Consider the following 12,697-nt stretch of genomic DNA (forward strand, 5'->3'; position numbering starts at 1 on the left):
ATATCAAGTCAGGTTGCCATCCATACCGCTGCGGCATGGATGGCGGATGTGCGTTGACAGTGCGGCCCCCTCGCCGCAGGATGCAACGCGGCATGACACGTTACCCGCCGGTTACTTCTCGCCGGGTGTCCGTACACGTCCTCTGCCTGCCGCGATCCGACCGTCGCACGGCCTGAACACCGCTCCCTCGCTCCCTCGCCCGGCCCCGCTGGGAACCCCGGAACCCAAGGAGAGCCCGTGATCTCTCAGCCCGCCCGGCAAGCAGGCCGGGACCTCGTCGTCGTGGTCAGCCCGTTCGAGGAGCCCAACGCCCCGATGGTCGCGGCCGCCGGACGGGCCGGCGCGCTGGGCCTGCTCGACCTCGGCAGGGATCGTGACCGGGCACGCACCGCGATGGCCGAGCTGAGGGGCCGCTACGGCGTCCGCCTACCGGCCGGATGCCCGCTCACCCCGGACGAACTGCCCGCCGCCGTGGACACCGTGCTGCTCACCGAGCCCTGGTGGCGCACCGGCACGGAGGTCTGGGCGGCCGGTGGCAGGCGCCAGGTATGGGCCGAGGTCATCAGCCCCGCCGAGGCCGCGGCCGCCGTCGCCGCCGGCGCGGCCGGCCTCGTCGCCAAGGGACACGAGGCCGGCGGCCGGGTCGGCGAACTGACCACTTCCGTACTGCTGCAACGGCTCCTGGCCGACCCCGAGTTGACGGTGCCGGTCCTGGCGGCAGGAGGCATCGGCCTGCACACGGCGGCCGCGGCCGTCGCGGGCGGAGCCGCCGGCGTCGTACTCGACACGCAGCTCGCGCTGACCACCGAAGGCGCGGCCCAACTTCCCGCCGCGGTCGAGGCCGCGATCCGGGCCATGGACGGCAGCGAAACCGCCGTCGTCGCGGGCCACCGTGTGTACACCCGTCCCGACCTGGCACCGCCGCAGGGGAACATCGCCGAACTCCTCGGCGCCCGCGGCCTGCACACGCAGCCACTGCCCATCGGACAGGACGGGCCGATCGCCGCCCGGCTTGCCTCGCGCCACCGCACCACCGGCTCCGTCGTACAGGCCGTCAGGGCGGCCATCACCGACCACCTCGAAGCGGCCGTACGAGCCCGCCCCCTCCAGCCGCGCCCCGGCGAACGCCACCTGCCCGTGGTCCAAGGGCCCATGACCCGCGTCAGCGACCGGCCCGCCTTCGCCTCCGCCGTGGCCGAAGCAGGCGGGCTGCCCTTTCTGGCCCTGGCCGTGATGGACGGCCATGACGTGCGCGAGCTGCTCGGCGAGACCGCCGAGCGCCTGGCCGGCCGGGACTGGGGCGTCGGACTGCTCGGCTTCGCCCCCGACGAACTGCGCCGCGAACAGCTGGCCGCCGTCGCTGAGACACGGCCCCCGTACGCGATCATCGCCGGCGGCCGGCCCGCGCAGGCCGCCCCACTCGAAGCCGCCGGGACCCGGACATATCTGCACGTACCCTCCCCGGGTCTGCTGGAGCAGTTTCTCGCCGAGGGAGCGCGCAGGTTCGTCTTCGAAGGGCTCGAATGCGGCGGCCACATCGGCCCGCGCGCCGCCTTCCCGCTCTGGGAGGAGCAGATCGAGCGGCTGCTCGCGTGCCCGTACGCCGCCGAACTCGACGTGCTCTTCGCCGGTGGCATCCACGACGAGCGATCCGCGGCGATGGCGATGGCCGCCGCCGGTCCGCTCGCCGAGCGCGGGGCCCGGACCGGCGTCCTCATGGGCACCGCCTATCTGTTCACCGAGGAGGCCGTCGCCGCCGGAGCCGTGCTGCCCGGCTTCCAGCGGACGGCGATCGAGTGCGAGGCAACCGCGCTGCTGCGCACCGCCCCAGGCCACGCCACACGCTGCGCGGCAACGCCGTACGCCGATGCCTTCACCGCCACCGCCCAGCGGCTTCGGCAGGACGGCGCGAGCCCTCATGAAGTCTGGGAGGAGCTGGAGAAACTCAACCTCGGGCGGCTGCGGATCGCCAGCAAGGGCCTGCGCCACACCGTCGCGGGCCCCGTCCCGGTGGACGAGAGGGAGCAGCGCCGCGAGGGCCTCTACATGCTCGGCCAGATCGCCACCGCCCGCACCGCCACCACCACGGTCGCGGCCTTGCACGCCCAGGTGACCGAGGGAGCGACGGCCCTGCTCGCCCAGCGGGCGGAGCAGCTCCGCGGTCTGCCGGCCATGGACGACCGGCACGATGAGGCCCCGCTCGACATCGCCGTCGTCGGCATGGCCTGCCGCTACCCCGGCGCGGACGACCTCGCGGGGTACTGGTCGAACGTCGTCGCCGGGACCGACTCCGTCACCGAAGTGCCCGCCGGCCGCTGGGACACCGCCGCCTACCACGATCCCGACCCGGCGCGGGCCGGAGAGCGGACCCCGTCCCGGTGGGGCGGCTTCCTGCCGCCCGCGCCGTTCGACGCGCTCGCCCACGGCATCGCCCCGGCCTCGCTCGGCAGCATCGAACCGGTGCAGCTGCTCGCACTCGACATCGCCGCCCGCGCCCTCGCCGACGCCGGTTACGCGGGGGAGCGGCACTTCGACCGCTCCCGCACCTCGGTCGTCTTCGGCGCCGAGGCGGGCACCGATCTCGCCGGCGCCTACGGCTTCCGCGCCCTGCACCCCGGCTACCTCGGTGAGCTGCCGCCGGAGCTGGACGCCCAACTGCCCCGGCTGACCGAGGACTCCTTCCCCGGCGTCCTCGCGAACGTCATCGCGGGCCGGGTCGCCAACCGCCTCGACCTCGGCGGCGCCAACTGCACGATCGACGCCGCCTGCGCATCCTCGCTCGCCGCCCTCGACCTGGCCTGCAGGCAACTGCGCGACCGGGACAGCGACATGGTGCTGTGCGGCGGCGCCGATGTGCACAACGGCATCAACGACTACTTGATGTTCGCATCCGTACGCGCCCTGTCGCCCACCGGCCGCTGCCGCCCCTTCGACGCCGCCGCCGACGGCATCGCCCTCGGCGAAGGCGTCGCCTGCCTCGTACTCAAACGACTGGCGGACGCCGAACGCGACGGCGACCGCATCTACGCCGTCGTCAAGGCCGTCGGCGCCTCCAGCGACGGACGCTCCCTCGGCCTCACCGCACCCCGCCCCGAAGGCCAGCGTCGCGCACTGGAACGCGCCTACCGGCGAGCCGGAGTCACGCCCGCCGAGATCGGCCTCGTGGAGGCACACGGCACGGGCACCGTCGTCGGCGACAGCACCGAACTGGCCGTTCTCACCGAGGTGTTCGCAGAGGGTGACACGGGCTCCTGCTCGCTCGGCTCGGTCAAGTCGCAGCTCGGCCATACGAAATGCGCGGCGGGCCTGGCCGGGCTCGTCAAGGCGGCTCGGGCCGTGCACTCCGGCGTACGGCCGCCGACCCTGCACCTGACCAGCCCCAACCCCGCCTGGCAGCCGGATACCAGCCCCTTCTGCTTCGACACCGAGGCCAGGCCGTGGGCCGCGCCCGCCGGGCAACGGCTCGCCGCGGTCAGCGCCTTCGGCTTCGGCGGCACCAACTACCACGCGGTCCTCGCCGGTTACGGGGATGCGGGCGAGCCCGCACACGGGCTGGATGCCTGGCCCGCCGAGCTGTTCTGCTTCCGGGGCGCCGACCGCGTGGCCGCACTCCGTGCGATCGACCGCCTCGCCGCCAGGCTGGAGCAGAACGACGTGGCGGGACGCCCATGGCCGCTGCGCGACCTCGCCGCCGAGACCTCGGCCGGTGAGACCTCGGCCAGTGAGACCTCGGCCGGTGAGGGCGAGATCCAGGTCGCGGTCGTCGCCACCGGCCTCGACGACCTGGCCGCCAAGCTGGACCGGGCCCGGAAGTTGGGCGCGGGCCCCGGCGACGGCGTGTATGTACGCGACGAGAGAGATCCTGGGCGGGTCGCCTTCCTCTTCCCGGGGCAGGGCAGCCAGCGCCCGGGCATGCTCGGCGACCTCTTCATCGCCTTCCCCCGGCTGCGGACACTGCTGCACGACGCGGACCGGCACCAGGCAGCGACGATGTTCCCGCCCGCAGCCTTCACGCCCGCGGAGCGAGCCGCCCAGCGCGCAGCCGTGACCGACACCCGGGTCGCCCAGCCCGCCCTCGGCCTCACCGGCGCCGCCGCGCACCTCCTGCTCACGACGCTCGGCATACGTCCCGACTGCACGGCCGGCCACTCCTACGGCGAACTGGTCGCCCTCTGGGCCGCCGGTGTCTATGACACCGCGACCCTCCTCCGGCTCAGCGACCGCAGGGCCGACGCGATCCTCGCCGCCGCCGGTGACGACCCCGGAGCGATGGCCGCGGTGCCCTCGGCGCCCGAGGACCTGCCGGAACTGCCGCCCGGATGCGTCGTCGCCAACCACAACGCACCGACGCAGTGCGTCATCTCGGGACCGACCCCCGCGGTCGACGCCGCCATCGGCGCACTGCGCGACGCGGGCATCGACGCCGAACGCATCCCGGTCGCCTGCGCCTTCCACAGCGGCGTCGTCGCGGGCGCCGCCGACGCGCTGGCCACGGAACTGGCCGGTTCGGCCGTGGCCGAGCCCGCGGTCCCGGTCTGGTCGACCACCACCGCTCGCCCCTACCCGGCCGACGCGGTGGCCGTACGGGAGTTGCTGGCCCGCCAGCTTGCCGAACCCGTGCGCTTCGCCGAGCAGATCGAGGCCATGTACGCCTCCGGGGTACGGACCTTCCTGGAGGCCGGGCCTGGCCGGGTGCTCACCGGGCTCGTCGGCCGCATCCTGGGCGACCGGCCGCACACCGCTGTCCCGCTCGACGTCCCGGGCGAACACGGGCTGAGCCGCCTGGTGACCATGCTGGCCGAACTCGCCGCGGCGGGCGTCCCGTTCGACCCGGAGCCTCTGTTCAGGGGCCGTACCGCGGCGCTGCCCGCCGAGACACCCCGACGCGCCGGCTGGCTGGTGGACGGCCATCTCGTGCGGACGGCGGACGGCGAACCCGTGGCGGGCGGACTGCGCCCGGCCCGGCGAGTGGCGGCGGCCCCTGCCCCGGCGGCCGCGGACCGGCGGGAGGACGCCGTACTGGAGTACCTGCGCGGAGCCCGGGAGCTGGTCGCCGCGCAACGGGATGTCCTGCTGGGCTACTTGGGGGCCGACCGCGTGCCGCAAGCGTCGGCCGCACCCGTGTGGGAGCCAGAACCCCTGGCGCCCCAACCGGCCGCCGACGACGCCCAAGCCGGTCCCCTGACGCACGATCAGCTCATGGACGCCGTACTGGAGATCGTCCATGTCCGCACCGGTTACCCGAGGGAGATGCTCGATCCCGCGCTCGACCTGGAAGCCGACCTCTCGGTGGACTCCATCAAGCGGGTGGAGATCATCGGTGCGCTGGCCGACCGCATCGGGCTGCCGCGCGGTCAGGACGGTCCGGCGGAATCGGCCGTCGAGGAACTCTCCCGGCTGAAGACCATCAGCGGCATCGTCGACTGGATTGTCGCGCGAGGAGCTGTCACCGAGCCGGAAGCGCCCCCGGCCGCAGAGGCGCCCAAGCACGAGGACGCGCCTCGCCCGACGCTGCCCGCGCGACTTCTGGTCGAGGTCGCTCCTGTGGGGCCGCCCACCACCCGGGCCCCGGCCGATGTGCTACCCGGCCTGCGGTTCGCCGTCGTCGACGACGGCCTAGGGGTCGCCCTCGCCCTCGCCGCCGCGCTGGAGTCGCACGGCGCCGAGGTGCGCACCCTCCACCCGGACCGCCTGGCGGACGCCGCCGGGGCCGACGGCGTCGTGGACCTCAGCGCCCTGCGCCCCGCCCCGGACCCCGTGCTTCCGGGGGCCTTCGGCGCATTGCGCGCGACCTTGACGGCGGGCACACGCCGACTGCTGCTCGTCACCGGACGCGGCGGAGCGTTCGGCCGGACCGCGCCGTCACACGAATCGCCGTTCCCCGCCGACCCGATCCCCGGCGCGGGACTGTACGGCTTCGCCCGTACCGCGGCGATCGAACACCCCGGCACCGTCGTACGCGCCGTGGACATCGACCCCAAGGACCGCCCCGAGCGGATCGCCGCCCATCTGATCGCCGAACTGTGCGCCCCCGAGGAGCCAGTGGTCATCGGCTACACCAACGGCACCCGCAACACTCTGCGCACCGCCGCCGTGCCCCTTCCCGTCACCGAAGCGGCGCCACCGCTTGCGATCGGCCGCGACGCGGTGGTGCTGCTCACCGGCGGGGCTCGCGGCATCACGGCTCGTACGGCCATCGCCATCGCCGAAGCCACCGGCTGCCACATCGAACTCATCGGCCGCACCCCACCCCCCGACGACGCCGAGGACCCGGCCGTCGCCCACGCCCATGACCGGGTCGCCCTGCGTGCGGCCCTCGTGCGGCAAGGCCTGCGCACCCCCGCAGAGATCGAGACGGCCGCGACCCGCATCCTCGCCGCGCGCGAGATCCGCACCACCCTAGCCGTCCTCACCTCCACCGCCGCCTCAGTGCGCTATCACGCGGCGGACGTCACCGACGCCGATGCCGTACGCGCTCTCATCCGTGACGTACGCACGCGCCACGGTCGGCTCGACGGCATCGTGCACGGCGCCGGAACCATCGAGGACAGGCTGTTGCGTGACAAGGATCCGGCGTCCTTCGCGCGGGTGTTCACCACCAAGGTCGACGGCGCCCGCCACCTCGCCGACGCCGCCGCGGACCACGGTGACGGCCCCGCCCCCACCTTCCTCGTCCTCTTCGGCAGCGTCGCAGGCGTCCTCGGCAACCGCGGCCAGGCCGACTACGCGGCAGCCAACGACGCCCTGGACACCCTCGCGGCCACCCCCGCCTGGTCGCGCCGCTTCCCCGGCCGGGTCCTCGCCGTCGACTGGGGCCCGTGGGCGGCCGAGGCAGGCGGCATGGTCACCCCGGAGCTGGAGCGGATGTACGCGAGCCGCGGCATCCCGCTCCTCGATCCGGCCGCGGGCACGGCCGCGTTCCTCGCGGAGCTGGCGCACGGCACCACCGGCCAGGTCGTACTCCTCGCGGAAGAGGCTTCGGGGGCGAGCTCCCATGCCTGACCGCGGCCCCCGCCCGGCCGACGCCGCCATCATCGGCATGGGCGCCGTCTTCCCCGGAGCAGCCGGCCTGGCCGCGTACCGTCGCAACCTCTTCGCGGGCACGGACGCCATCAGCGAAGTACCACCCGGCCGCTGGGACCCCCAGGTCTACTACGACGCGAACCGCACCGAAGGACCTGCCCGTAGCGACCACTTCTACTGCCGGCGCGGCGGTTTCATCGACGACCTCGCCGCTTTCGATCCGACCCGCTTCGGCATCATGCCCGCGGCCGTGGCCGGTGCGGAGCCCGACCAACTGCTCGCCCTGCGGGTCATCGCCGAGGCCGTGGCCGATGCCGGAGGCGAGGAGCGGCTGCCCGCAGACCGCTCCCGGATCGGCGTCATCCTCGGCCGTGGCGGATTCATGGGCGTTGCCACCGCCCGCCTCGACCAGCGCGTACGCACCGCCCACCAGCTGTCCGCGACCCTGCGCGAACTCGCCCCCGAACTGGGCGAGGAGCGGATCAAGGAGGTCCGCGAAGCCTTCCAGGCGGGACTCGGTCCGGAACGGCCGGAGGCATCGATCGGCCTCGTACCCAGCTTCACCGCCGCCAGGGCCGCCAACCGCCTCGACTTCCGCGGCCCCGCCTACACCCTCGACGCCGCCTGTGCCTCCTCGCTGCTCGCCGTCGAGCAGGCGGCCGGCCTGCTGGCGTCCGGCAGCTGCGACCTGATGGTCGCCGGAGCTGTCCACCACTGCCATATCGCCACACTCTGGAGCGTCTTCACCCAGCTGCGGGCGCTCAGCCCGAGCCAGCAGATCCGCCCCTTCGACCGCCGCGCCGACGGAACCCTGCTCTCCGAAGGCACGGGTGTCGTCCTCCTCAAGCGCCTCGCCGACGCCGAACGCGACGGCGACCGCGTCTACGCCGTCGTACGAGGCGTCGGCGTGGCCGGCGACGGCCGGGCCGCGAGCCTGATGAGCCCCCTGGTGGACGGCCAGGTACGCGCCCTGCAGCAGGCCTGGGCGCAGGCCTGCCTGGACCCGGCAGCGCCTGGCGCGCTCGGTCTGCTGGAGGCGCACGGCACCGGAACGCCGGTCGGTGACGAGGCCGAACTCACCACCTTGGCCCGCGTCTTCGGTCCGCGCACGGCGGGCGCCGAGCCGGTCGCGATGGGCTCCGTGAAGTCGATGCTCGGTCACACCATGCAGGCTTCCGGGATGGCCGGGCTGATCAAGGCCGTACTCGCGGTGCACGACGGGACGCTGCCGCCGACGCTCCATCTCGAAGAGCCCCACGAGGGCTTCGCCAGGACGCGTATGCGCCCGGTGACGGTGGCGGAACCCTGGGACCGCGGGAGCGCGCCGCGACGGGCGGGCGTGAACGCCTTCGGCTTCGGCGGGATCAACGCGCATGTGGTGCTGGAGGAGGCACCGCGGGCCTTCGCCTCGGGCCACCGGCCGGGGCCGGGCCGACCGGCAGCGGCAGCGCGCGCCTCAGCGCCGACCGACGATCCCGCGGTGACGCTGCTGGCCGCCAGGACTCCCGGCGAACTCGGCCGTCTGGTAGAGGAGTTGCGTATTGCGGAGCGCGCCGCGCAGTCGCCCACCTCCGACGGTCCCTGCCGCCTCGCCGTGCTCGGCCTTACCCCGAAGCGCCGGGCTCTGGCCGCGGCGGTCGTTGCCCGGGGACGGCCGTGGCGGGGGCGCGGCGGCGTGTGGTTCACACCGCGCACGCTGCTCGCGCACGATGCCCGACCGGCCTTCCTCTTCCCCGGCCTCGAGCCCGACTTCGCGCCGCAGGTCGACGATGTCGCCGACCGCTTCGGGCTACCGCGGCCCGCCCTGACCGGCGGCGCCACGCTGGTGGAACGGGCGGTGGACGCCATCGCTGTCGGCCGCCTCTTCGCCCGCGTACTTCCCGAACTGGGCATCCGGCCAGGCTTGTTGGCGGGGCACAGCCTGGGCGAGTGGACTGCGATGGTCGTCGCCGGGATGTACCCGCAGCACGCCGTCGACACCTTTCTCGACTCGCTGCGGCCGGGCGATCTCGACGTTCCCGATCTGGTCTACGCGGCACTCGGCTGCGGGGCGGAGCAGGCCACCGACGCGCTGCACGGACTTGACCGCGTCGCGGTGAGCCACGACAACTGCCCCCACCAGTCGGTCCTGTGCGGCGAACCCGGCCCCGTGGCCGCAGCGCTGACCCGGCTCGCCGACCAGGGCGTACTCACCCAGGAGCTGCCCTTCCGGTCGGGCTTCCACACACCCATGTGGGCGCCCTACCTCGACCAAGTGCGCGCCGCCTTCGCCCGGCTGCCGCTCCGGCCGCCGACCGTCCCTGTCTGGTCGGCGACCACGGTCGCCGCGTATCCGGGTACGGAGCAGGACGTACGGGACGTGGTGCTGCGCCATCTGCTGGAGCCGGTGCGCTTCCGGGAGTTGACGACACGGTTGTACGCCGAGGGCGTGAGGGCCTTCGTACAGATGGGCCCGGGCAGCCTCCCGGGTTTCGTGTCGGACACTCTGCACGGCCGGGACCACCTCACGGTCTCCGCGGGCGCGGCCCGGGGCGGCAGCGGGCTGGACCAACTGCGCCGGCTGGCGGCGGCGTTGTGGACGGAGGGGCTGAACCCCCGCTGGGACCGGTTGACGGAGCGCGCGTCTTCGGTGCTGGGGCAGGGCGTTGCGCGGCTCGGTCCGGGGTCGAACGCCACACCGCCCGTCGAATCGGCGGCGCCTGTCGCAACGGCCGCGCCCGCTGCCCCCGAACCGAGCCTGGTGCGGCTCGATCTCGGATCTCCGCTGGTGAGCCTGGGTGGCGCCGCTTCCCCGCTCCGCCTGGCTCGTCCGTCCGGGAAGGCCCGGACAGTCGCCACTGACCAACCCCCCGTACTGCTCTCGGCCCTCGACGCAGTACTCGACGAGACGGAAGACGCGGCGCGCGCCGTCGCGGAAGCCTGGCGCGCGGCACCCGCCCCGCAGTCGCCGAGGCGACCCGTCCCCAACGCCCCGGACGAAACGCCACCCGCCGACCGCGCCCGGCGGCGGCTCTCCCTCGAGACCATGCCGTACGTCCGCGACCACTGCGTCTATCTCCAGCCCGACAGCTGGCCCGAGGACTCGGACCGCTTCCCCGTCGTCCCCATGACCACGCTGCTGGAGCTCGCAGCGGACGCCGCGCGCCGCGCGGTGCCCGGAGGAGTGGTGACCGGTTTCGGCGACGTACGGGCATTGCGCTGGCTGCCCGTCGCCCCGCCCGTCGACGCGGAGTTCAACGTGACCCCCGCCCCCACCGGCGGCCAGGTACGCGTGGAGATCGGCGGGTGCGCGAGCGTCACTGTCATCCTTGCCGACCGCCACCCCGTACGTCCCGCGCCCGATCTCTCGGCGCTGACCCGGGAAGGACCGCCTCCCGTCAGCGCCGAGGCCCTCTACCGCGACCGGTGGATGTTCCACGGTCCTCAGTTCGCCGGCGTCCACGAGGTGACCGCCGTCGCCGACGACGGCATTCGCGGGGTGCTGCGCGCCCTGCCCGCGCCGGGTGCGCTGCTGGACGCCGCCGGGCAACTCCTGGGCCACTGGATGCAGTTGCGCCTGCCCGCCGACCGGCTGGTCTTCCCCGCGTCCCTGGACCGGGTCATCCTGTACGGGCCCGCCCCACGTGACGGCGCGCTGCTGCACGCCACCGCCCGCATTCGCGCCGTACGGCCGGGCTCCGTACACGGCGACGTGGAACTCGTCGCCGACGACGGCACCGTGTGGGCCCGCCTGGAAGGCTGGACGTACCGGCGTTTCGCGGCCGACGAGCGGGTGTGGCCGATGAAGTTCACCCCCGAGGTCTGCGGCATCGGCGAGCCGCAGCCCGGCGGCTGGTGCCTGGCCCGGCGCCGCTGGACCGACCCCGCCTCGCAGGAGCTGGTGATGCGGCGCTATCTGGGGGCCGCCGAGCGGGCGGCGTACGAGCAGCGCCCGCCGCGGGCCCGCACGGCTTGGCTGCTCGGGCGGATCGCCGCGAAGGACGCCGTACGCCAACTGCTGTGGGACGGGGGCGCGGGGCCGCTCTTCCCCGCCGAGGTCCCGGTCGGCAACGACGACGAGGGCCGCCCCAATGCGCAGGGCCCGCTCGCCGCCGGACTGCGGCTCTCACTCGCCCACAAGGACCCGCTGGCCGTGGCGTACGCCCACCCCAGCCACGCGGTCGGCATCGACGTCGAGGCCGTCACCGAGGACCCCGCGGCGCTGAGCCGTATCGCGCTCACCGCAGACGAGCGGCGGCTGGCCGGCCAACTCGCCGCGCGTGAGGGGTTCGACCGGGCCCAGGCACTGACCGCAATCTGGTCCGCCAAGGAAGCCGCCGCCAAGGCCGAGGGCACCGGTCTGGGCGGCCACCTGAAGCAGTGGACCGTCACCGAGGGCCCCACCGGGCTCCGCGTGTTCTCTCCGCAGGGCCGCACCCACACCGTACGGATCAGCACCGTCCACGATCTGCCCGGCCCTGACGCTCGGCCCACCGCCCATGTCGTCGCCTGGACCCAACCCCCCACCCCGAACCCCATGGAGGCCAGCCATGGCATCTGACCCCACCGCCGAACAGATACTCGCCGAGATCACCGCCATGCTCGTCGAGACAGTCGGCGACGAGTTCCTGCTCGCCGACGAGGTGACCCTGGCGACGACCTTCAACGAGGACCTGGCGCTGGAGAGCATCGAGTTCGTCGCACTCGCGGAACTGCTCCAGCAGCGGTACGGGTCAGCCGTGGACCTGATCGCCTTCCTGGCCGAGAAGGACATGGAGGAGATCCTGGCGATGACGGTCGGCGATCTCGTGTCCCATATCGCCGGCCCGCCCGCTCCGGCCGGCGTTGTCGCCACCGCCCCGGCCGGCTGAGCCCGGCCATGGCCGAGATTCTCGCCAACTCCCTCCGCTTCCACGTCCACCGGCTGCCCGCCGCCGACTCGGGCAGTGGCGCGGGCGCGACCGCAGTCTTCCTGCACGGTCTGGTCGTCGACAACCTCTCCAGCTTCTACTGCACCCTCGCCGTCCCTGCCGCCCAGGCCGGGCACGATGTCGTCCTGTACGACCAGCGCGGCCACGGCCGCACCGAACGCCCGCCCACCGGCTACGACATCGACACGTCAGTACGTGACCTGACCGCCCTGCTCGCCGCCCTGGGTCTCGAGGAACGCCCCGTCCATCTCGTCGGCAACAGCTACGGCGGCACGCTCGCCCTGCACACCGCGCTTGCGCGCCCCGACCTCGTCGCCGGGCTCATCCTGATCGAGCCCCCGCTGAGCGGCCCCTGGATCGAGAACATGCTCGACACGCTCTCCGTCGCCGCCCTCGGCCTCGAAGGCAGCCAAGTGCCGCAGGAACTCGCCTCGCTCGGCGCGCGTAAGGCCGCCCGGCTGACCGCCACCGCCGACGAACTCCTCAACCGCACCACCCTGATCGACGACATCACGACAGCGCGGCCGTTCACGGCCGAGGACTTCGCCCGGGTGCGCTGTCCGGTGCTGGCCGTCTGCGGGGAGCACTCCGAACTCGCTCCCGGCGCCCGGCAATTGGCCCGTTACGCCCCCCAGTGCACCGTCCGCGTCCTGCCGGGTCTCGGCCACGACGTGCTCCAGGGCGGCACCGGCGAGCTGCGCCGGGCAGTCCTCGACCGACTGGCCGGGGCCGCGCGCCGGCAGCCCGAGGCGGTGACGGTGTGA

4 protein-coding genes are annotated in these 12,697 nt (G+C 73.9%); all 4 read left to right on the forward strand.

Features of this window, described 5'->3' with window-relative positions; all coding sequences use genetic code 11:
* Nucleotides 1–237 precede the first annotated feature (237 nt).
* From QFZ67_RS36445 to QFZ67_RS36460, 4 genes are read left to right on the forward strand one after another with little or no spacing between them, the layout of a single operon-like run.
* Complete coding sequence (locus tag QFZ67_RS36445) at nt 238–7,002, forward strand: SDR family NAD(P)-dependent oxidoreductase (protein WP_373430170.1); 6,765 nt, start codon at nt 238–240, stop codon at nt 7,000–7,002.
* The gene (locus QFZ67_RS36450; protein ID WP_307665313.1) at nt 6,995–11,563 is read left to right on the forward strand and encodes a polyketide synthase; all 4,569 of its coding nucleotides are present in this window, start codon (nt 6,995–6,997) and stop codon (nt 11,561–11,563) included. Before QFZ67_RS36445 ends, QFZ67_RS36450 begins: the two co-directional genes overlap by 8 nt.
* Nucleotides 11,553–11,873, forward strand: coding sequence for a phosphopantetheine-binding protein (locus QFZ67_RS36455; RefSeq protein ID WP_307665314.1), 321 nt, complete (start codon nt 11,553–11,555; stop codon nt 11,871–11,873). Before QFZ67_RS36450 ends, QFZ67_RS36455 begins: the two co-directional genes overlap by 11 nt.
* Nucleotides 11,874–11,881: 8 nt before the next feature.
* Nucleotides 11,882–12,697 (forward strand): alpha/beta fold hydrolase, encoded by an 816-nt coding sequence (locus tag QFZ67_RS36460; RefSeq protein ID WP_307665315.1) that lies wholly within the window; start codon nt 11,882–11,884, stop codon nt 12,695–12,697.

It is taken from the genome of Streptomyces sp. V1I1, assembly GCF_030817355.1.
In the GTDB taxonomy this organism is placed as follows: domain Bacteria; phylum Actinomycetota; class Actinomycetes; order Streptomycetales; family Streptomycetaceae; genus Streptomyces.